The following is a 19989-nucleotide window of genomic DNA, read 5'->3' as shown; positions in this document are numbered from 1 at the left end:
CCTCAGCGACGGCCGACGATGGTGAGGCCGGCGTCGCCCGCGGCCGCGAGCGTCTTGCCGAGGGCCTGCTCGTCGTCCGGGCTGACGCCGAGCACGAGCTGACGGTCACCGGTGGCGCCGAACCCGTCGGCCGCGGGCGGGGCGGACAGCACCACCACGCCGGTGAGCAGCGGCCGGGCCTGGCTCCTGCCCGAGGCGGACTCCACGGTGACCCAGACGTCGACCACCGACCCCGGCGCCACGTCGGGTGGCACCGACAGGCGGGGCACCGACACCGGGACGCTGAGCAGGTCGCCGTCGCCGGGGTCGCCCACCGCCGCGACCGGCACCAGCTCGCCGGCCGCCACCGGCCGGAGCATGGTGTGGGCCTCGGGCAGCGGGGCGTCGGCGGCCAGGTAGCGAGCCGAGTCGGTCTCGTCGAGGAAGCGGACCCGGGTGGCCACCAGGTCGCCCGGGTCGAGCACCTGACCGACGGTCAGGTCGGAGCCGGCCGCCCAGACGAGCATCGACTCGTCGGCGCGGGCGAGCACGCGGGCACCCACCAGCACCGAGGCCGCGACCAGGGCCAGCCCGACCCACAACCGCGGGTCGCGCCAGCCGGGCACGCTCGTGCGCAGCGCGGGCGACGGCTCCGTGGTCCCGAGAGTGTTGGTCACGCAGCACATCATGCGACAGGTCGGGCCGGCGGGACAGGGCGCTGTCCACAGACGGGGCCACGGACAGGTCGGGCGGTCTGTCCACAGCCCACGGCGCGCCCCTCCCGCGGCGTGGAGCCGAGTGCCACCATGGAGACATGGCCGACACTCCACGCTTCCTGACGCTGGCCGACGTGGCGGAGATCCTCAACACCTCCGTCGCGCAGGTCTACGCGCTGGTGCGACGCGGAGAGCTCCCCGCGATCAAGATCGGGGGCCGGGGTCAGTGGCGCGTCGAGGCGAGCCAGCTCGAGGGCTACATCGAGCGGATGTACGACCAGACCGCGACGTTCGTCAAGGAGCACCCGTTCGTCGAGGACGGCGCCGAGAGCATCGACTGACGGCGCAGTGCCGTGGCGCCGGTCTCGACGCCTTGGCCGCTCAGCCGACCTTGGAGTCGAGCGTGACCTCGACGGTCTGCTCCCGGCCGTCGCGCTGCACCGTCAGCGCCACGGTCTCCCCCGGCTGGTGCGCCCGGATCGCCACGATCAGGGCGATCCCGTCAGTGACCCGATGGCCGTCGATGGCCGTGACGACATCGTCGGCGCGCAGCCCCGCCTGCTCGGCCGGCGAGCCGTCGAGCACCTCCTCGACGGTGGCGCCCTCGGGGGCGTCCACGACCGAGGTCGCGGTCTGGACGGTGGCCCCGATCACCGGATAGCTCGCCTCGCCGTCACGGAGGATCTGCTTGGTGGTGGTGCGGACCTGCTCGATCGGGATCGCGAAGCCCACGCCGATGTTGCCCGCCTCGCCGCTCAGCCCGCCGGTGGTCGCGATGGCCGAGTTGACCCCGACCACCTGCCCCGCCAGGTTGACCAGCGGGCCGCCGGAGTTGCCGGGGTTGATGGCGGCGTCGGTCTGGACGGCGTTGATGTACGACGTGTCGTCGGCCGAGCTGCCCGTCGTCACGGGCCGGTCGACGGCGCTGACGATGCCCGCGGTCACCGTCGAGGTGAGCCCGAGCGGGGAGCCGATGGCCACCACGCCGTCACCCACGCGCAACTGCTGCGCCGCCCCCAAGGAGGCCGGGGCGATGTCTCGCACCTCGGGCGCGTAGAGCACCGCCAGGTCGTAGACCGGACTGCGGCCGACCAGCGTGGCGTCGTAGCGGTTGCCGTTCTGGTCGACGATCAGGATGCGCCCGTCGTCACCCGCCGCGTCGGCGACGACGTGGTTGTTGGTCACCACGTGGCCGCGGCGGTCGAGCACGAAGCCCGACCCGGTGGCTCCTGACTCGCTGTCGCCCTGGGTCGCGATGATCTGGACGGTGCTGGGCAGGACCGCGTCGGCGACGGCGGCGACCGAGCCGTTGTCGGCCGGCAGCGGAGCGGGGTCGGTGCTCGTGACCTCGGAGTCGGTGCCGCTGGCGGTCAACCGGTCGTAGGCCGCGCCGCCCACGGCGCCGCCGAACAGGCCGAGCATCAGCGCCAGGACCGCGACCGCGGGCCACAGCCAGACCGGCACCCGGCCGGCGGGAGGTCTCGACGGCGCGGCCGGCAGCACCCCGGTGGCCGGCCACGCGGGCTGGCCGACGGGTGTCTGCATCGGGCCGGTGTGCACCCCGGCGCTCGGCCCCCACTGCGGGTCGGGCGGCATCGGTCCGACCGGCCCGCCCGTCGGGGCGCCCGCGACCCACGGGTCGGCCGACGGGGCGGTCCACGGCTCCGCCACGGGGGGCCCCGGGGCGACGGGCGGGTCCGCCCACGGCTCGTCGGGAGCCGGCTCGGCGGGCCCCACGGCCTGGCTCGGGTCGGGCTCGTGGATGATCGGGGCGCCCACGTCCGAGCCGCCTCCGGCCGGGCTCTCCACGGCCGGCTCGCCGAGAGCCGTCGCCGAGGGAATCGGGGCGACCTCGGGCATCGGCCATGCCGGCGCGCCCAGCGGGTCGCCGCCCTCCGAGGGCGCGGCGTCCGACGACGTCGCGGCCGCCTGCTCGCCGGGCACGACCGAGGGCGCGCGGGGGGCCCACGGGTCATCCGAGGGACCGCGCAGCGGCTGGGTCGGCTCGGTCTCGCCGTCGGCCCACGGGGACCCGTCCGGCTCGGGGGTGCGGTCGGTCACACCACCATTGTCACTGACGGGCGAAAGCGACGGAGTGCGGGCGTCGTGCCTGACCTCGCGTCCGGGTGTCGACGGTCTCGGGCCGGGAGGTCACACCCGAGCCGGAGCCGACCAAGGAGGTGACCGGGGCGCGTCGGTCGGTCGCGGGCGCGGAGGCCGGGGCGGCTCCGACGAGGAGCACGCCGAGCATCGCCATCCCGACGGCGCCGGAGCCGACGGCCACGGAGGCGGCCCGCGGTCGACGGTGCGCGACGAGATAGCTGTCGCCGGGCGTGAGGCCGGAGGTCAGGCCGGCGGTGACCAGCGACGGCGCGAGCAGCAGCGACCCCTTCAGCCCCGACGGCGCCGTGCCCGGCCCTCGGGTGGGCAGCTGCCCGAGCTCGGCCAGCCGGGTCTTCACCCAACCCTCGCGCTCCACGTCGTCGCGGCACTGGTGGCAGGCGTGCACGTGCTCCCAGGCCCGCTCCTCCTCGACCGCGTCCAGCTGGCCGTCGAGGAGCGCGCTCACCCGGGGGCCGAGGTGGCCGATCATCGGGGGCCGCCCTCGACGGCAGGGGCGAGCCGCTCGTCGACGGGGTGCGGTCCGGCGTAGCGCTCCCGACCGGCCCCGGGCTCACGATGCGCGAGCGCGCGACGGAGCTGGGTGCGGCCGCGGTGGATGCGCGAGCGGACCGTGCCCAGCTTGGCGTCGAGGATCTCGGCGATCTCCTCATAGCTGAGCCCCTCCACGTCGCAGAGCACGACCGCGGCCCGGAACTCGGGCGACAGCGAGGCCAGCGCCTGCTCGACGTCGTCGTCGAAGGTGCCGTCGAGGTAGGCCGCGTCGGGTGCCTGGTGCTGGCTGGGCAGCAGGCTGGCCCGCTCGTCGGAGAGGGAGTCGAAGCGGATGCGCTGCCGGCGTCGGGCCTGGTCGAGGAAGACGTTGGTGGTGATCCGGTGCAGCCAGCCCTCGAAGGTGCCGGGGGTGTAGGTGTGCAGGCTCCGGAACACCCGGACGAACACCTCCTGGGTGAGGTCCTCCGCGTCGGCGCGGTTGCCGGCGAGGCGGTAGGCCAAGCGGTAGACCCGGTCGGAGTGGCGCTCGACGATCTCGTCCCACGTCGGCACGCCGGCGGTCGCGCCGTCCGTGCTCGGGGACTGCTGCATCGGTGCCTCCTCACGACGTCGCGAGGAGCCGAACCCGGCAGGACGCCTCACGAACTACCCCTCACCGTAGGAAACTGGTCTGAGAGCAACCTGTGAGCCACCCCGGGGAATTCCCCAGAGCCATCCGCCGGGTCCACCCGGGTGACCACCCACCAAGACACCACTCCCCCCGTCGAACGCGCGAGCCGGGTCGGGGGTTCCCGAGGCGGTAGGGTCGCGTTCAACCGGCACCGTTCACCAGCACCGCTCGCCCGGCACCGACCAGCTGGCATCGCCCGCCTCGGCGCGGGCTCGACCGAGGAGGCCACCATCACCCCGATCACGCCGTCGAGCTGGACCTACGCCGAGGAGTTCGTGGCCGAGGACGAGGTGCTCGCCGCGGCCCGGGCCCGGGCCGAGGAGGTCGGCGTCACCCCGCTGGGCTCCGGAGCCGGCGCGGCCCTCGGGTTCCTGGCCTCGGTCCTCGAGGCCCGTGCGGTCGTCGAGATCGGCACCGGCACCGGGGTGTCCGGGGTCTGGCTGCTGCGTGGCATGCGCGGGGACGGCATCCTCACCACCGTCGACATCGAGGCCGAGCACCAGCGGCTGGCACGCGAGTCGTTCACCGAGGCCGGCGTGCCCCACCAGCGGGTGCGCACCATCCCCGGCGCCGCGCTCGACGTGCTGCCCCGGCTCACCGACGGCCACTACGACCTGGTCTTCTGCGACGGTGACAAGCGGGAGTACGCCGCCTACCTGCACGAGGCGCTGCGGCTGCTGCGTCCGGGCGGCGTGGTGGCCTTCGACAACGCGCTGTGGCACGACCGGGTGGCCGACCCGGCCCAGCGCGACGAGGAGACCGTGGCGATCCGCAGCCTCGGCAAGGAGGTCGCCGAGCGCGATGATCTGGTCGCCGTACTGCTGCCCGTCGGCGACGGGCTGCTGGCGGCGAAGAAGGTCTGGGTCGGCGAGCAGGACGACTGACCGTCCGAGCACCGTCGCCGCGGCGTGCGCGACCTCAGCCGCGCGGCGCCGCCACGAATCCGGCCCCGCCCTCGGCGATGGCCACCACCTCGCACGGCTCGATCAGCACCGGCGGGCTCCCGATGATCTGGGACCCGGGTGACTCCGCGGCGATGGCGCTGAACTCCTCCTGGAAGGCCTGTCGGGTCGCGTCGTCGACGAAGACGTAGCACCCCTCGAACCACGCGCCCGGCACCGCCCGCCAGGTCTTGTAGGACAGCCCCGGCATCGCCGAGAAGCGGGCGTGGGAGGTGTCGGCGACGTAGTCGGCCAGCGCCTGCATCACCCCTTCGGGGGCGTCGGCCAGCGACCAGCGGACCGTGAGGCCCCTCATCCGACACCCACCAGAGGGTCGTCCAGCGAGAGCCACTCCAGCAGTGCGCGCGGGCCGAAGCCGCTGGGCCCCTCGGTCCACTCGAAGCGCTCGTCGGGAGAGTCGCCGACGGAGGCGATGTCGAGGTGGGCCCAGGGCACGTCGCCGGCGAAGTGCTGGAGGAACAGGGCCGCCGTGATGGCGCCGGCGCCGCCGGCCGCGTTGTCCGCGTCGGCGACCTTGGAGGACAGCTTGTCCTCGTAGTCACCGACCAGGGGGAACCGCCACATCGGCTCGCCGGCCCGGTCGCCCGCGGCCAGGAGCGCGCCGGCAAGCGCCTCGTCGTTGGCGAACAGACCGCCGACCCGCTGCCCCAGCGCGACCTTGATGGCGCCGGTGAGCGTCGCCACGTCGACGATCGCCGCGGGCTTGAGCTCGGCCGCGGCGTAGGCCATGGCGTCGGCGAGCACCAGCCGACCCTCGGCGTCGGTGTTGGTCACCTCGGTGGTGCGGCCGCCGTAGTGACGGATCACGTCTCCGGGCCGCATCGACTCGCCGCTCACGGCGTTCTCCGCGAGAGCGAGCAGCCCGACCACCCGCACGGGACAGCGCACCCGGGCGAGCGCGCCCATCACGGCCAGCACGACGGCGGCCCCGGTCATGTCGCGCTTCATCGTCGCCATCGACTCGCCGGGCTTGATCGACAGCCCCCCGGAGTCGAAGGTGATGCCCTTGCCGACCAGCGCCACCGTGGGAGTACGGCGACCGGCGCTGGCCGGGGCGTAGTCGAGGCGCACCAGGCGGGGCGGCGTGGCGGAGCCCTGGCCGACGCCGATCAGACCGCCCATGCCGCGCTTGGCGAGCTCTCGCTCGTCCCACACCGTGACATCGAGGCCCTCACGAGCGCCGAGCCCGACGGCCTGCTCGGCCAGCCAGGCGGGTGACTTGAGGTTGGAGGGGACCGTGGCCAGGGTCCGGGCCAGCCAGCCGGCGCCGCCGAGCGCGATCGCGCGGGCCAGGTCGACGGCATGGTCGTCGGCGTCGGCGAAGCCGCTCAGGACCACCTGGGTCACCGGCTGCCGGCGAGGGCCCTCGGAGCGCCAGTGGAACTCGAACGAGCCGAGCATCATGCCGACCACGAACGGCTCGAGCGAGCCGTCGGGAGCCCCGGCAGGGATGGCGGTCGCCAGGCTGGGCCGGTCCTTGGCGGCCCGGGCCAGCGTGGCCCCGGCGCGGCGCAGGTCGACCGGGCGCTGCTCGCCCACACCCACGAAGAAGACCGGGGTGGGACGCCCCGCCACGGTCATCGGCAGCACCGCGAGGTCGCCGACGGCACCGGTGGCGCCGCACTGGTCGAGCGCGGCCAGCAGGTCGACTCCCGAGGCCTCGGCGAGCGCGTCGGACTCGGCGTCGACCACGGGTCCGTCGGGGCCCGGCTGGACGGCGTAGGCCAGGGCGCCGACGCCGCGCATCGCCGAGGCCGCCAAGGCGCTGAGCGCGAACTCGGGGGGTGAGACCTGGGGCGGAAGGGATGCGGCAGCGGGCCCTTCCCCGGTCGTGGGCACGATGCTCAGCGGATCAGCCGACGACGGCCTTGAGCGCGTCGCCGAGCGCACCCGCCTCCTCGGCGTTCAGCTCGACCACCAGACGGCCACCACCCTCGAGAGGCACGCGCATCACGATGCCGCGGCCCTCCTTGGTGACCTCCAGCGGTCCGTCGCCCGTCCGGGGCTTCATCGCCGCCATCCGTGCACCCACTTCCTCGTCGCCGACAAACCTACGGCGCACCGGACACGGGACAGGTCGCTCTCCCCCGCGATGGCACGCTCGCAGGAACCATTATCCCTCATCGCCGAAGTGGCCTCGACCACAGGGTCGCCCGGCGGTCCTCGTGCTCGCGCCCGGACCGCGCCCCGTGGGTGCCGGCTCGCCGCGAGCAGGCTCCGCGGGGTGCGGCAGACTGGCGCCATGACCGACTCCCCGCTGCTGCTCGACATCGCCGACGGCGTGGCGACGCTGACCATGCACCGCCCCGACGCGCTGAACAGCCTCGACAACGCGCTGAAGCTGGCCCTGCTCGATGCCGTCAACCAGGTGGCCGCCGACGACGCGGTCCGATGCGTGGTGCTCACCGGGTCCGGGCGGGCGTTCTGCGTCGGGCAGGACCTCAAGGAGCATGTCCAGACGTTGCAGAACCCCGATCCCAGTGGGCCGCTGAACACCGTCGAGCAGCACTACAACCCGCTCGTGACCACGCTCCTGACGATGCCGAAGCCGGTCGTCGCGGCGGTCAACGGGGTCGCTGCCGGGGCCGGAGCCAGCCTGGCGTTCGCCTGCGACCTCCGGCTGGTGGCGGCCTCGGCGGGCTTCAACCTCGCGTTCGCGGGGATCGGGCTGTCCTGCGACACCGGGAGCAGCTGGACGCTCCCCCGGCTGGTCGGCCGGGCCAAGGCGCTGGAGCTGCTCTACCTGCCGAGCACGATCCCGGCCGACGAGGCGGCCGAGCTGGGGCTCGCCACCCGGGTGGTGCCCGACGCCGAGCTCGCCGACGCCACCCGCGAGCTGGCCACCCGGCTGGCGGCCGGCCCGACGCTGGCCTACGCCGCGATGCGCCGCTCGGTGACCTTCTCCGCCGCACACGGCCTGGAGGAGTCACTGGCGATGGAGAGCCGGATGATGCAGCTCACCGGCGCCAGCGAGGACCACGCCGGCGCGGTGGCGGCCTTCGTGGCCAAGCAGCCGGCGGTCTTCAAGGGTCGCTGAGGGCTCGGACCGTGCCGGGTCAGGGGACCGGCTCGATGACGACGTCACCGCGCCAGCCACCGAGGACCTTCACGACCTGACGCGGCGCCGTGACCCGCATCCGCTTGCGGCCCGGCTTCGCGCCGTACTCCACGGTGAGCGCGACCCCGCTGAACTTGTGGTTGTACCACTGGGTCATCGTGCCGTGGCAGACGCCGCCGCAGTCGAAGCTCTTGGCCGGCAGCTTCAGCGCCTTCGCGACGCGTCGGGCGAACTTCGGCTTCTTGGTGTCGGTGTCGACCCCGTTGAGCGGCTGGTGGAAGCTCAGGATCCGGCGCGGCTTGACCGTGCGGAGGAACTTCATCACGGCCTTCGTCTCGGGCTCCGAGGCCGGCTTGGGACCGGACTCGTAGTTGCCGTCGAGGTCCTTCCACTTGTAGGGGAAGTTGCGGTTGAGGTCGACGCCATGGGCGTTCTTGCGCGTGCCGGCGGCCAGGCCGTCGGGGTTGTACGTCGGCACCACCCACAGGTCGATGTCGTGCACCTCGGGTCCGGACACCAGCGAGCGCAGGATCTGTCGGGGCGCCGCCTCGTTGCCGTGCATGGTGGCGAACAGCACCATCACGGGTGCACCGGACTCACCGAGGCGGTAGGCCCAGATCTTGCGTCCCTGCACCGACGTCCCGAGCAGCTTCTTGCCGATCACGGTGTCGGGGGACGCCGACGCGGGTGCCGGGGCCAGCTCGACGGCGACGAGCGCGGCGAGCACCGCCACGCCGGCCAGCGCCATCCGTGAGACGCGCGCGCGGGCGCGTCGGGGGCCGTCGGTCACTCGGCTCGCCCTCAGATCGCGCCGAAGGCATAGACGATGGTCAGCACCGAGACGCCGGCGACCATGCCCAGGTGGGCGAGCACCGACAGCCCCGGACCGTCGCTCCAGGAGTCCTCGGCCCTGGGCGAGACGTGCCGGCCGTGACTGGGGAGCCAGCGCAGCAGGATCAGGACGCCGCAGACGACCACGATCCACAGGCACGCCAGGCCGCCCAGGCCGACCTCGGGACGGCCGGCCGGCGAGTCCTCGGGCGCGACCAGGTAGGTGATCCAGGCGGCCAGGCCCAGCACGCCGAACAGGGTGTGCCCGTTGAGCACCGCACGCGGGACCTGCGACTCGCCCGCCGCCGACTCCTTGCGCAGGCGCAGGCGGGTGAGGACCACCACGACGGCGGCCAACGCCGTCAGGATGTAGACCGCCAGCTCCAGGGACACGTCGGAAGTCTGCCCTAGTCGCCTCGACGGTCGCCATCGTCGACCGGTGCGGCGTGTCCGAGCTCGCGGGCCAGCCGGTCGAGCAGCTCGTCGACCTCGGAGGCGCGGTAGCCGCGGAACGCCAACGAGAACCGGACCCGTCGCAGGTCGTCCGGCTCGAGCGGGCGACCGGCCGGGACGGCGGCGTCGGGGCGGTCGTCGTACTCCTCGGTCATGGGGGTTCCCCAGCCGGCCGCGACCACCGCGACGGCGCCGAGGGCGAGGACGACCAGGACCGCGAAGAACCACATCACGGCCGGCCGACCCCCTTGTCGCTGCTCTCGACCATCAGCCCCACGGCCCGGTCGACGTCGTCGGTGAGGGTGAGCCGATCGAGGTCGGTCGCCGCGATCTTGCCCTCCGCCAGCACGGTGTCGCGCAGCCAGTCGACCAGGCCCTGCCAGTAGGCCGTCCCCATCAGCACGATGGGGAACGAGGTGATCTTGCCGGTCTGCGAGAGGGTGAGCGCCTCGAACAGCTCGTCGAAGGTGCCGAGCCCGCCGGGCAGCACGATGAAGCCCTGGGCGTACTTGACGAACATCGTCTTGCGGGCGAAGAAGTAGCGGAAGTTGATGCCCTTGTCGACCCACGGGTTGAGCCCGGTCTCGAAGGGCAGCTCGATGCCCAGCCCGACGCTGACGCCGCCCGCCTCGGAGGCGCCCTTGTTGGCCGCCTCCATCGCCCCGGGACCGCCGCCGGTGATGACCGCGAAGCCGGCCTGCGCCAGCTTGCGACCGACCTCCTCCCCGACGGCGTAGAACGGGTGGTCGGGCGCCGTCCGGGCCGATCCGAAGACGCCGATCGCGGGGCCGAGCTCGGCCAGCGCCCCGAAGCCCTCGACGAACTCCGACTGGATGCGCAGCACCCGCCAGGGGTCGGTGTGCAGCCAGTCGCTGGGGCCACGCGAGTCGAGCAGCCGCTGGTCGGTGGTGCTCGCGTCGACCTGGCTCCGGCGCATCAGCACCGGCCCTCGGTAGCGCTCTCGGCGTCCCGGCGGCCGCGGGGCCGTCGGAGGCGTCGCCGCGTCGTCCGGCTCAGACATCGGGGACTCCTCCGCGGGGCGCTCGACCATGCCGGCAGCCTACCGAGGCAGCCGAGGTCCCAGCGGGCGGACGCGGCCAGGGGGTGAGTGGCTCAGTCGTCGCCCGCCAGCCAGGCCCGCAGCGCCTGCTCACAGTGGCCGATCTGGACGAGGGGCACGTGCTCGTCCTGCCGGTGCGCCAGGCTCGGGTCGCCCGGGCCGAAGTTGACGGCGGGGACCCCCAGGGCGGAGAACCTCGCCACGTCGGTCCAGCCGAACTTGGGGTTGACCTCGCCGCCGACGGCCGCGACGAAGGCCCGCGCGGCGGGCAGGTCAAGCCCGGGCAGCGCCCCCGGCGCGGAGTCGGTGACGGTCACGTCGAAGCCGTGGAAGAAGTCACGGACGAACTCCTCGGCCTCCTCCTCGGTGCGGTCGGGCGCGAAGCGGTGGTTGACCTCGACGACACACCGGTCGGGCACCACGTTGCCGGCGACTCCGCCGCGGATCCCGACCGCGTTGAGACCCTCGTGGTAGGTCAGGCCGTCGATCTCCGGCCGCCGGGGCTCGTAGGCGTTGAGCCGGTCGAGGACGGCGCCGGCCGCGTGGATGGCGTTGGCGCCCATCCACGAACGGGCACTGTGGGCACGGACCCCGGCGACCGTGACGTCGACCCTGAGCGTGCCCTGGCAGCCGGCCTCGACCACCGCGTTGGAGGGCTCCATCAGGATCGCGAAGTCGGCCTCCAGGAGCTCGGGGTGGCTCTCCGCGAGCTTGCGCAGCCCGTTGTGCTCGGCCTCGATCTCCTCGGCCTCGTAGAGGATGTAGGTGACGTCGCGCCGGGGCTCGGAGATGGAGGCGGCGATGGCGAGGATCACCGCGTCGCCGCTCTTCATGTCGCAGGTGCCCAGGCCGTGGAGCAGGTCGCCGTCACGACGGGCGGGCAGGTTGTCGTTGACCGGGACCGTGTCGAGATGACCCGCGATCACCACCCGCTCGTCGCGCCCCAGCTCGGTGCGCGCGACGACGGTGTGCCCGAAGCGGGTCACCCGGAGATGCGGGTGCTGTCGCAGCGCCGCCTCCACCGCGTCGGCGATGCGCTGCTCGTTGCGGCTCACCGACTCGATGTCCACCAGCTGCTCGGTGAGCGTCACGACATCGGTGCTGAGGTCGAGCACGGGCACGGCGTCGTCGTTCGGCGGCATGCCGCTCATCCAACCACCGTCCGCACCGCCTTCCACCGTCCCCACCACCGCGACATGCGCCATATGGCCCCGCGACATGCCGGAAAATGGCGCTGCCACATGTCGAGAAGGGTCAAGCGTGAAGCGGGACCTCCGACGGCCGGAGGTCGGCGGGACATCGCGGGGCCATTTCCCGCATGTCGGGGGCCATTCCCCGCATGTCGGGGGGCCGTTTCCCGCATGTCGGGGGCCATTCCCCGCATGTCGGGGGCCATTTCCCGCATGTCGCGGGGTCCCGCATGTCGGGGGGCCATTTCCCGCATGTCGGGGTCAGGCGCGGGCGACGGCGACCTCGAGGTCCGGGGCGTCGGCGTAGTCGACCGTGACGGCCAGGGTCTCGCCGGCGACCAGGGACTCGTGGGTGCGGGCGGCGGCGAGCAGGTCGGCCGGCCCGGCCACGGTGAGCGAGATCCGGTCGGACACGTCGAGGCCGGCGTCCTTGCGGGCCTGCTGCACCGCGCGGACCAGGTCGCGAGCCACTCCCTCGGCCTCCAGCTCCGGCGTCACGTCGGTGTCGAGCACCACGAAGCCACCGCGGGGCAGCATCGCCGTCGCGGTGTGGCCGTCGGAGTCGGCCGCCACCGTCTCGAGGGTGTACTCCCCCTGGACCAGGGCGATGCCCCCGGCGGTGACCCCGCCCTCGGAGTCGATCGCCCAGTCCCCGCTCTTGGAGCCGCGGATGGCGAGCTGCACGTCCTTGCCGAGCCGAGGGCCGGCCGCGCGGGCGTTGACGGTGAGCCGCTGCTCCACGGCGTACGCCGCCGCCTCGGGGTCGTCGACCCCCACCAGCCGGACCGTCTTCACGTTGAGCTCGTCGGCCACGACGGGCTCGAAGCCGGACAACGACCGAGACTCCGGCGCGACCACGGTGAGCGAGGCCAGCGGCAGCCGGGTGCGCAGTCCCCCGGCCTTGCGCAGCGCCGAGCCGGCCGAGCACACGTCGCGCACCTCGTCCATCGCCGCGACCAGGCCGTGGTCAGCGGGCAGCGAGGCGGCGTCGGGCCAGTCGGCCAGGTGCACCGACCGCTCGCCGGTGAGCCCCCGCCAGACCTCCTCGGAGACCAGCGGCAGCAGCGGCGCGGTCACCCGCGAGACCACCTCGAGCACGGTGTAGAGCGTGTCGAAGGCATCGGCGTCGACCACGCCGTCGGCGGCCCAGAACCGCTCCCGGGAGCGCCGGATGTACCAGTTCGTCAGCACCTCGAGGAACTTCTCCATCGCGTCGCAGGCACCGGCGATGTCGTAGTCGTCGTGCTCGCGCGTCGACTCCTCGACGTACTCACGCAGCTTGGCCAGGATGTAGCGGTCCATCACGTGCGTGGAGTCGGTGCGCCACCGCGCGTCGTAGCCCTCGCCGGCGGCGTTGGCGTAGAGCGCGAAGAAGTACCACGAGTTCCACAGCGGGATCATCACCTGCCGCACCGAGTCGCGGATGCCCTGCTCGGTGACGATCAGGTTGCCGCCACGCAGGATCGGGCTGCTCATCAGGAACCACCGCATCGCGTCGGCCCCGTCGCGGTGGAACACCTCGTTGACGTCGGGGTAGTTGCGCAGCGACTTGCTCATCTTGTTGCCGTCGGAGCCGAGCACGATGCCGTGGCTGATGCACGACGAGAACGCCGGCCGGTCGAACAGTGCGGTCGCCAGGATGTGCAGGGTGTAGAACCAGCCGCGGGTCTGGCCGATGTACTCCACGATGAAGTCGCCCGGGAAGTGGTGCTCGAACCAGTCGGCCTGCTCGAACGGGTAGTGCACCTGGGCGAAGCTCATCGAGCCGGAGTCGAACCACACGTCGAGCACGTCGTCGACGCGGCGCCTCGTCGACCGCCCGGTCGGGTCGTCGGGGTTGGGCCGGGTCAGCTCGTCGACGTAGGGCCGGTGCAGGTCGGGGTTGCCGTCACGGTCGCGCGGCAGGTCGCCGAAGTCGCGCTCGAGCTCCTCGAAGGAGCCGTAGACGTCGAGCCGGGGGTAGGCCGGGTCGTCGCTCTTCCACACCGGCACCGGGCTGCCCCAGAACCGGTTGCGGGTGATCGACCAGTCGCGGGCGTTCTCGAGCCACTTGCCGAACTGGCCGTCCTTGATGTGCTCGGGCACCCAGCGGATCTCCTGGTTGAGCTCGAGCATCCGCTCCTTGAACGCCGTCACCTGGACGAACCACGACGAGACGCCCTTGTAGATCAGGGGCTCGCGGCAGCGCCAGCAGTGGGGGTAGGAGTGCTCGTAGCCCTCGCGCTTGAGCAGCACGGTGCCCGGGGTGGTCGACGCCGCCTCCGCGTCGAGGCCGCGGGTGCGGGCCTTGAGATGCTCGATGATCGGCAGGTTGGCGTCGAACACCAGCTGGCCGGCGTACTCGTCGACCGGGGTGGTGAAGCAGCCGTCCTTGCCGACCGGCATGACCGCGTCGATGCCCTCGCGGTCGGTGACCACCTTGTCGACCTCACCGAACGCGCCGGCCGTGTGGACGAGGCCGGTGCCGTCGGTCGTGGTGACGAACTCGGCGGGGACCACGCGGAAGGCGCCCGGGTGGCCGAGGTAGTAGGCGAACGGCGGGGTGTAGGTGCGGCCGACCAGGTCGGCGCCCGTGAGCCGCTCGACGACGACCGGCTCGCCGTCGGGACCCGCGAGCTCCTTGGCGTACGCCGGCAGCCGGGCCTCGGCGAGCACGTAGCGCTCGACACGCTCCGGGTCGCCGGGCACGCCCGCCTCGACGACGACGTAGTCGATGTCCTCGCCGACCATGATCGCGAGGTTGGCGGTGAGGGTCCACGGGGTCGTCGTCCAGACCAGGGCGAGCTCGCCGGTGTCGAGCCGCAGGCCGACGGTGACGGCCGGGTCGATCCGGTTCTGGTAGACGTCGTCGTCCATCCGCAGCTCGTGGTTGGACAGCGGCGTCTCGTCGTTCCAGCAGTAGGGCAGCACCCGGAAGCCCTCATAGACGAGCCCCTTGTCGTAGAGGCTCTTGAACGCCCAGATCACCGACTCCATGTAGTCGGGGTTCATGGTGCGGTAGTCGTGGTCGAAGTCGACCCAGCGGGCCTGCCGCGTGACGTAGTCGCGCCACTCGCCGGTGTACTTCATCACCGACTGGCGGCAGGCCTCGTTGAACTTCTCGACGCCGAGGTCGCGGATCTCGTCGGTGGTCTTCAGGCCGAGCTGGCTCATCGCCTCGAGCTCGGCGGGCAGCCCGTGGGTGTCCCAGCCGAACCGCCGCTCCACCCGGTGACCGCGCATGGTCTGGTAGCGCGGGACGACGTCCTTGACGTAGCCGGTGAGCAGGTGGCCGTAGTGCGGCAGGCCGTTGGCGAACGGGGGGCCGTCGTAGAAGACGAACTCGTTGTCGCCGTCATCGCCCGGGTCTCGCTGGTCGACGCTGGCCTGGAAGGTGCGGTCCTGCGCCCAGTAGGCCAGCACCGCCTCCTCGAGCTCGGGGAAGCGCACGGAGGCGGGCACGCCGCCGGGCTCGGCGCCGTCGCCGGTGGCGGTGTGGGTCACCTTGGGGTAGGCCATGGGTGCTGCTCCTGCGTCGTCTCGGGCTCGTTGCCTCACGAGGACGACGTCTCCGGCATGCTGCCGGGGGCACCGCGGTACCACCTCGCTTGCCGGCCCCGTTGAGGGTGGGGACGGCCGCTTCGTTGCAGGCTGTGACGGGCCCACCCGCCCGGGTCTAGTGGGTCGCACGCCGGCTTGCGTGCGCCGTTCTTCCGGAGGCTCGCCGCTGATGACGGCTCCAACGCCTTCGCCGGCAAGGGTACGGCGGCCCCACGGCGGCGCGCCAATCGGTTTGGCCGCGCCCGCCGGTCCGGCGTGGGGCGGATGGTCCCGCGACGGGACGCCCTCAGCCGGCGGGCAGGTGGCCCGACACGTCGGGCAGCCGCTGCGCGGCCTCGAACCGCGCGCGCGTGGTCTGCAGGCTGGGGGCGTTGGGTGCGTAGGTCGGGTCGGTGAGGTCGCTGCTGAGCAGGAAGAACCCCGACCCGCCGAGGGCGGCCTGCGCCTTGGCGGGCATCGGGCGACCGGTCACATGCACCGCCACCACCTCGTCGGCTCGCCGGTGCACCATCCAGGACTCGCCGGGGTCCTCTCCGCTGGCGGGACGCCAGGCGAACAGGACCCCGTCGACCTCGCGGCAGGTGAAGTCGGGCAGGCAGGAGTCGGCCCACGCCGGTGCCTGAGGTGAGGCGATCACGTCGACGACGCCGGGGCCGAGCGGCAGGAAGCCGGTCCCGACGCGGGCGCGACCGCCCACCGCGCCCGGCCCGAACTCACCGACGTACGGCGACCGCCCGAGGTAGTGCCAGCGCTTCTCAAAGGTGCTGACCCAGCCCAGCGTCATGGTCCGGCCGGTGTGGTCGACGACGTCGAGCGACCCCTCGGGGCGCTCGCCGCCGTCCCAGTCCCGCAGCGCCTCGCCGGCGGCCACGGTGGCGGCATCCGCCTCCAGCCGCAGCCTCGGGTCCTGCACCAGCCCGATGAGGTCGTCCACGCTGGGCTCGAGGTCGGTCTGACGGCGCGGGTCCTTCGTGATCTCCGGGCCGGCCAGCAGGGCCGACACCACCTCCGCGTCACGCACCAGCGACACGGACACCAGACCCGGGTCCTCCTCGGGCTCCACCAGGTCCCAGGCCACCAGGAGAGTGCCGGACCCCACCTCCTCGGTCACGCAGCGCGGTCGCCCCTCGCACGAGGGAGTCTCGCTCTTGTCCGGGGCGTAGAGGCGGACGGCCACCAGGTCTCCGTCGTCCTCGCCGTCGCTGTGGTAGCGGAAGTCAGCGCCCACCAGCGAGCGGGGCGAGTTCTCGTCGACGTAGGTCGCCTGGCGCGAGGACGTGTCCTGGGGCAGGTGGTCGAGCATCACCGCGGCCACGGCCCGAGCGGTGATCGGCGCCGCCTCGCCGGCGCCAGGCTCGGCCTCCTGGTCTCCGCAGGCGGGCAAGGTGAGCAACAGGGCCGCCGACGCCAGTGCCACGAGCCGCCGGCCCTCGCCGCGGCATCCCCCGTTGACGCGCATGCCCCGACCATAGCCGGACGCCGAGACCACCCGATCGGGCTCGGAGTGGCACCATCAGCCGCATGGCCGACACCTGGATGCCCGCGGACGAGGACCCGCGCTTCGACGTACCGACACCGGTCGGCGAGCGGGAGACGGTCCTGCAGTACCTCCAGCACTATCGCCTGACCTTCGCGATGAAGTGCGAGGGCCTGGACTCGGAGCAGATGGCGCGCCGGTCGGTGCCGCCCTCGACGATGTCGCTGCTCGGGCTCGTCAGGCATCTCGCCCGGGTCGAGCACCACTGGGCGCGGCGCTGGATCGAGGGCCGGATGGAGCTGCCCCGGCTCTACCGCACCGACGAGCAGCCGGACCTCGACTTCGACGGCGCCGTGGCCGACGACGAGGTCGTCGCGGAGGCCTGGCAGACCTGGCGGGCCGAGGTGGCGCACGCCCAGCAGGTGACGGCCGCCCTCGCCTCGTTCGACCAGCTGGTGGGGCCTGGGGACGAGCAGGGAGAGGTGCGCGACGTGCTGGTCCACCTGGTCGAGGAGTACGCCCGCCACTGCGGGCACGCCGACCTGCTCCGCGAGGCCGTCGACGGGCGCACCGGCCAGTGACCTGGCCGCCGACCCTTCGGCGATAGTCCGCTACGTTCGGCACCACTCCGAGGCCTCAGAGTGGTGCCGAACGTAGCGGACTATCGGAGGGGTGGACCGCGGGATTGGGGTCGGCGACCCGGGGCTCAGTAGGGTGGCGGGCGATGACTGAGACGACTGCGCAGGCCGCCTGGGGCTTCGGGCTCGCGACCATCGACGCGTCCGGCGCGGTGCTCGACGTGTGGTTCCCCGAGCCGCGGCTGGGCGAGCCGCCCGCCGACGCGAGCGCCCCCGACGCGCTGACCGCGCTGGCCGCGCCGGACGACGTACGCCGGGTCACCCGGGAGGTACGCCGGGTGGTCGCCGCCGACCTGTCCGCACCGCTGGCCTCGACGGAGGACGCCTGGCTGCGACTGCACCTGCTCTCACACCGACTCGCCGTCCCGCACTCCCTGTCCCTCGAGGGGCTGTTCGGCCTGCTCACCAACGTGGTGTGGACCTCGGCCGGCCCGTGCGCCGTCGACGGCTTCGAGCAGACCCGCGCGCGGCTGATGGCGAACGGACAGCGGCCCACCGTCTACGGCGTCGACAAGTTCCCGCGGATGACCGACTACGTGCTGCCCAGCGGCGTCCGCATCGCCGACGCCGACCGGGTCCGGCTCGGGCCCACCTCGCCCCCGGGACCACCGTGATGCACGAGGGCTTCGTCAACTTCAACGCCGGCACCCTCGGCACCTCCATGGTGGAGGGCCGGATCTCCGGCGGCGTGGTGGTCGGCGACGGCTCCGACGTGGGCGGCGGCGCCTCCATCATGGGCACCCTCTCGGGCGGCGGCACCCAGGTGATCAGCGTCGGCGAGCGCTGCCTGCTGGGGGCCAACTCGGGTCTGGGCATCTCGCTCGGCGACGACTGCGTGGTCGAGGCCGGGTGCTACGTCACCGCAGGCACCAAGGTCACCATCAGGGACATGGACAACAAGCCCAAGGTCGTCAAGGCCGCGGAGCTCTCGGGCGCCAGCAACGTGCTGTTCCGCCGCAACTCGGTCACCGGGGCGATGGAGGCCGTGCCGTGGCACGGCGACGGCATCGTCCTCAACGCCGACCTGCACGCCAACGACTGACCGGGCCGGAACAGCGCCATGGGCCGTGCCGGCCGCCTCACCGTCTCCGCGCTCGTCGCGCTCGGCGTCGTCGCAGCGGTGGGGATCGCCATCCACCAGGGGGTCGGACCACTGCCCGACGCCGAGGGCTGCCGGGCCGAGGTCGACGGACGCGTCGTCGAGCTCGACACCGAGCAGGCCGAGAACGCCGCGCTGATCGCGGGGATCGCCGTGGGTCGCGGGCTGCCGCCGCGCGCCGCCTCCATCGCGCTCGCCACGGCCTACCAGGAGTCCAAGCTGCTCAACCTCGAGCACGGCGACCGGGACTCCGTCGGCCTCTTCCAGCAGCGGCCGTCCCAGGGCTGGGGCACCGTGGACCAGATCCTCAACCCGCCCTACGCCGTCAACGCGTTCTACGACGCGCTGGTCAAGGTCGAGGGCTATCAGGACATGCCGATCACCGAGGCCGCGCAGGCCGTGCAGCGGTCCGCCTTCCCCGACGCCTACGCCGACCACGAGGCCGACGCCCGCGTCCTCGCGTCCGCGCTGACCGGCGAGACGACGGGCGGCGCGTTCAGCTGCGTCGTGCACGCCGACACCCCCGAGGGCAACCCCGACCTCAACCGTCGCGGGCTCACCCACCGCGCCAACGCGGTCCGCCGCGAGGTCCTCGCGGTCTTCGGCGACCAGCCGATGGGCGGCTTCGCGCCCGGCGGTGTCGACGCCGGCCACATGAGCGGGTCCGCCCACTACGACGGCCGCGCGGTCGACGTCTTCGTGCGACCGGTCGACGACGAGAACCGGCAGCTCGGGTGGGCGATCGCGGGCTACCTGGTCGCCCAGGCCGACCGGCTGCACATCGAGCACGTCATCTTCGACGGACGGATCTGGACCGCCGGTCGTCGCTCCGAGCAGGGGTGGCGCGACTACCAGGTGCCGAGCGGTGCCACCGGCGACCGCACGGTGCTCGAGCACCGCGACCACGTGCACGTCGACGTCGCTCCCTGACCGCTCGCGCCCCCGTCGGCGGCCACCCGCACGAGGCATCGGCCGAAGGGCCGGGGCTCCGCTGGCCCGGACGGGTGGTCGAGAGATGACCCGTTCGGGCCAGCAAGTATGTCCGATCGTCGACCGGGTCGCCGTGGCGCTCGTGGTCCTATGGAATCCCCATCCGGCACCACCCGACGCACCCCTCGAGAGGACCGCCATGAGCTCGTCCCAGATCTTCACGATCGGCACCGCGCTCCGGCGCGCGGAGGACAACAGCGTGCCGGTCGAGGTGCTGGTCGAGGGGCAGTGGCTGCGCGGCAACATCGCCGGCCTGGACGGTGACGGACTCGTGCTGGTCACGCCCGAGCGCACGCAGTGCGTGGTGCGCAACGCGCACATCTCCGTGGTGCGCATCCTGTCGGACCTCTCCTTCGACGACTTCGAGGACGAGAAGCCCGGCGAGCCCCAGGCCGCGGCGTACGAGTCGGGATCGGTGACGTACGACGCCCCGCCGACGTCGCCCGCCGGCCCAGCCCCCGTGGCCGACCAGGACGACCCGGCCTCCACCTGGATTGCGGCAGAGGCCGCGTCGGCCGCCGCGGGCGAGCCCGTCGTGGCCGAGGCCGACGACGACCGCCTGGTGCTCGCTGCCACCGAGGACGGCGACGTGCTCGTGCTCGACCCCGGCGACGAGGGGCCGCTGGAGCTCGGCTCGTCGTGGCAGCCCGAGGCGGCCGCGCCCGAGGCCTCGCAGGCCGAGGCCTCGCAGGCCGAGGCCTCGCAGGCCG

At 73.1% G+C, this 19989-nt stretch carries 19 protein-coding genes and 1 pseudogene; 6 read left to right on the top strand and 14 right to left on the bottom strand.

The features are described 5' to 3' along the window. Positions 1–2: 2 nt before the first annotated feature. Positions 3–656, bottom strand: a complete 654-nt coding sequence (locus R2740_RS05135; protein WP_371301596.1) for a hypothetical protein — start codon at positions 654–656, stop codon at positions 3–5. A gap of 137 nt (positions 657–793) precedes the next feature. Here R2740_RS05135 and R2740_RS05130 point away from each other — a divergent pair, with 137 nt between their 5' ends. After that, a complete protein-coding gene (locus tag R2740_RS05130) occupies positions 794–1036 on the top strand; it encodes a helix-turn-helix domain-containing protein (RefSeq protein WP_371301595.1) in 243 nt (80 codons plus the stop codon). A gap of 40 nt (positions 1037–1076) precedes the next feature. Here the strand turns inward: R2740_RS05130 and R2740_RS05125 are convergent, their stop codons facing one another. From R2740_RS05125 to sigE, 3 genes are read right to left on the bottom strand one after another with little or no spacing between them, the layout of a single operon-like run. Next, positions 1077–2756: a trypsin-like peptidase domain-containing protein gene (locus tag R2740_RS05125; RefSeq protein ID WP_371301594.1), complete on the bottom strand. Its 1680-nt coding sequence runs from the start codon at positions 2754–2756 to the stop codon at positions 1077–1079. Positions 2757–2766: 10 nt separating this feature from the next. Then, a complete protein-coding gene (locus R2740_RS05120) occupies positions 2767–3288 on the bottom strand; it encodes a hypothetical protein (RefSeq protein ID WP_371301593.1) in 522 nt (173 codons plus the stop codon). Further along, positions 3285–3902: an RNA polymerase sigma factor SigE gene (gene sigE / locus R2740_RS05115; protein WP_371301592.1), complete on the bottom strand. Its 618-nt coding sequence runs from the start codon at positions 3900–3902 to the stop codon at positions 3285–3287. Before sigE ends, R2740_RS05120 begins: the two co-directional genes overlap by 4 nt. A 141-nt stretch (positions 3903–4043) precedes the next feature. Between sigE and R2740_RS05110 the strand changes: the two genes are divergently transcribed. After that, positions 4044–4865, top strand: a complete 822-nt coding sequence (locus R2740_RS05110) for an O-methyltransferase (protein ID WP_371301591.1) — start codon at positions 4044–4046, stop codon at positions 4863–4865. A 34-nt stretch (positions 4866–4899) separates the two neighbouring features. Here R2740_RS05110 and R2740_RS05105 read toward each other — a convergent pair whose 3' ends face one another. The 3 genes from R2740_RS05105 to R2740_RS05095 are packed head-to-tail and all read right to left on the bottom strand — an operon-like array spanning position 4900 to position 6963. Continuing rightward, complete coding sequence (locus R2740_RS05105) at positions 4900–5238, bottom strand: hypothetical protein (protein ID WP_371301590.1); 339 nt, start codon at positions 5236–5238, stop codon at positions 4900–4902. Continuing rightward, positions 5235–6782, bottom strand: a complete 1548-nt coding sequence (locus R2740_RS05100) for a leucyl aminopeptidase (protein WP_371301589.1) — start codon at positions 6780–6782, stop codon at positions 5235–5237. Before R2740_RS05100 ends, R2740_RS05105 begins: the two co-directional genes overlap by 4 nt. Before the next feature lie 13 nt (positions 6783–6795). After that, the gene (locus R2740_RS05095; RefSeq protein ID WP_166191440.1) at positions 6796–6963 is read right to left on the bottom strand and encodes a DUF3117 domain-containing protein; all 168 of its coding nucleotides are present in this window, start codon (positions 6961–6963) and stop codon (positions 6796–6798) included. A gap of 222 nt (positions 6964–7185) precedes the next feature. On the opposite strand from R2740_RS05095, the gene R2740_RS05090 reads away from it, so the two are divergent. Further along, on the top strand, positions 7186–7980 hold the full coding sequence (locus tag R2740_RS05090; RefSeq protein ID WP_371301588.1) for an enoyl-CoA hydratase-related protein: 795 nt from the start codon (positions 7186–7188) through the stop codon (positions 7978–7980). A 19-nt stretch (positions 7981–7999) separates the two neighbouring features. Here R2740_RS05090 and R2740_RS05085 read toward each other — a convergent pair whose 3' ends face one another. The 7 genes from R2740_RS05085 to R2740_RS05055 form a co-directional block, all read right to left on the bottom strand. Next, entirely contained in the window at positions 8000–8791 is a 792-nt protein-coding gene (locus tag R2740_RS05085) for a M14 family zinc carboxypeptidase (RefSeq protein WP_371301587.1), read from the bottom strand. Positions 8792–8802: 11 nt separating this feature from the next. Further along, positions 8803–9225 (bottom strand): hypothetical protein, encoded by a 423-nt coding sequence (locus R2740_RS05080; protein ID WP_371301586.1) that lies wholly within the window; start codon positions 9223–9225, stop codon positions 8803–8805. Between the two features lie 14 nt (positions 9226–9239). Continuing rightward, positions 9240–9515: a DivIVA domain-containing protein gene (locus R2740_RS05075; protein ID WP_371301661.1), complete on the bottom strand. Its 276-nt coding sequence runs from the start codon at positions 9513–9515 to the stop codon at positions 9240–9242. Next, positions 9515–10222: a TIGR00730 family Rossman fold protein gene (locus R2740_RS05070; protein ID WP_371301659.1), complete on the bottom strand. Its 708-nt coding sequence runs from the start codon at positions 10220–10222 to the stop codon at positions 9515–9517. The genes R2740_RS05075 and R2740_RS05070 overlap by 1 nt, the downstream gene beginning before the upstream one ends. A 176-nt stretch (positions 10223–10398) precedes the next feature. Then, entirely contained in the window at positions 10399–11496 is a 1098-nt protein-coding gene (gene dapE, locus R2740_RS05065) for a succinyl-diaminopimelate desuccinylase (RefSeq protein ID WP_371301585.1), read from the bottom strand. A gap of 300 nt (positions 11497–11796) precedes the next feature. After that, positions 11797–15033, bottom strand: coding sequence for an isoleucine--tRNA ligase (ileS, locus tag R2740_RS05060; protein WP_371301584.1), 3237 nt, complete (start codon positions 15031–15033; stop codon positions 11797–11799). A gap of 328 nt (positions 15034–15361) precedes the next feature. After that, the gene (locus R2740_RS05055; protein ID WP_371301583.1) at positions 15362–16534 is read right to left on the bottom strand and encodes a hypothetical protein; all 1173 of its coding nucleotides are present in this window, start codon (positions 16532–16534) and stop codon (positions 15362–15364) included. 62 nt (positions 16535–16596) lie between these two features. Between R2740_RS05055 and R2740_RS05050 the strand changes: the two genes are divergently transcribed. The 3 genes and pseudogenes from R2740_RS05050 to R2740_RS05040 all read left to right on the top strand — a co-directional run bounded on the left by R2740_RS05050 (position 16597) and on the right by R2740_RS05040 (position 19219). Then, on the top strand, positions 16597–17133 hold the full coding sequence (locus R2740_RS05050; protein ID WP_371301582.1) for a DinB family protein: 537 nt from the start codon (positions 16597–16599) through the stop codon (positions 17131–17133). Positions 17134–17276: 143 nt separating this feature from the next. Next, positions 17277–18232, top strand: a pseudogene (gene dapD, locus R2740_RS05045) (2,3,4,5-tetrahydropyridine-2,6-dicarboxylate N-succinyltransferase). 18 nt (positions 18233–18250) lie between these two features. Then, positions 18251–19219, top strand: coding sequence for a hypothetical protein (locus R2740_RS05040; protein ID WP_371301581.1), 969 nt, complete (start codon positions 18251–18253; stop codon positions 19217–19219). The last annotated feature ends 770 nt before the right edge of the window (positions 19220–19989 follow it).

It is taken from the genome of Nocardioides sp. (genome assembly GCF_041393715.1).
GTDB lineage: Bacteria > Actinomycetota > Actinomycetes > Propionibacteriales > Nocardioidaceae > Nocardioides.
The sequence above is the reverse complement of the archived record's forward strand: the minus strand, read 5'-3'. Positions and strand labels throughout refer to the sequence as shown.

What these genes read in the sequence shown, in the direction of transcription:
- R2740_RS05055 (WP_371301583.1), bottom strand. Translation starts at nt 16,534, where the DNA reads ATGCGCGTCAACGGGGGATGCCGCGGCGAGGGCCGGCGGCTCGTGGCA.
- R2740_RS05120 (WP_371301593.1), bottom strand. Translation starts at nt 3,288, where the DNA reads ATGATCGGCCACCTCGGCCCCCGGGTGAGCGCGCTCCTCGACGGCCAG.
- R2740_RS05040 (WP_371301581.1), top strand. Translation starts at nt 18,251, where the DNA reads ATGGGCCGTGCCGGCCGCCTCACCGTCTCCGCGCTCGTCGCGCTCGGC.
- ileS (WP_371301584.1), bottom strand. Translation starts at nt 15,033, where the DNA reads ATGGCCTACCCCAAGGTGACCCACACCGCCACCGGCGACGGCGCCGAG.
- R2740_RS05050 (WP_371301582.1), top strand. Translation starts at nt 16,597, where the DNA reads ATGGCCGACACCTGGATGCCCGCGGACGAGGACCCGCGCTTCGACGTA.
- R2740_RS05095 (WP_166191440.1), bottom strand. Translation starts at nt 6,963, where the DNA reads ATGGCGGCGATGAAGCCCCGGACGGGCGACGGACCGCTGGAGGTCACC.
- sigE (WP_371301592.1), bottom strand. Translation starts at nt 3,902, where the DNA reads ATGCAGCAGTCCCCGAGCACGGACGGCGCGACCGCCGGCGTGCCGACG.
- R2740_RS05130 (WP_371301595.1), top strand. Translation starts at nt 794, where the DNA reads ATGGCCGACACTCCACGCTTCCTGACGCTGGCCGACGTGGCGGAGATC.
- R2740_RS05105 (WP_371301590.1), bottom strand. Translation starts at nt 5,238, where the DNA reads ATGAGGGGCCTCACGGTCCGCTGGTCGCTGGCCGACGCCCCCGAAGGG.
- R2740_RS05090 (WP_371301588.1), top strand. Translation starts at nt 7,186, where the DNA reads ATGACCGACTCCCCGCTGCTGCTCGACATCGCCGACGGCGTGGCGACG.
- dapE (WP_371301585.1), bottom strand. Translation starts at nt 11,496, where the DNA reads ATGAGCGGCATGCCGCCGAACGACGACGCCGTGCCCGTGCTCGACCTC.
- R2740_RS05075 (WP_371301661.1), bottom strand. Translation starts at nt 9,515, where the DNA reads ATGTGGTTCTTCGCGGTCCTGGTCGTCCTCGCCCTCGGCGCCGTCGCG.
- R2740_RS05070 (WP_371301659.1), bottom strand. Translation starts at nt 10,222, where the DNA reads ATGCGCCGGAGCCAGGTCGACGCGAGCACCACCGACCAGCGGCTGCTC.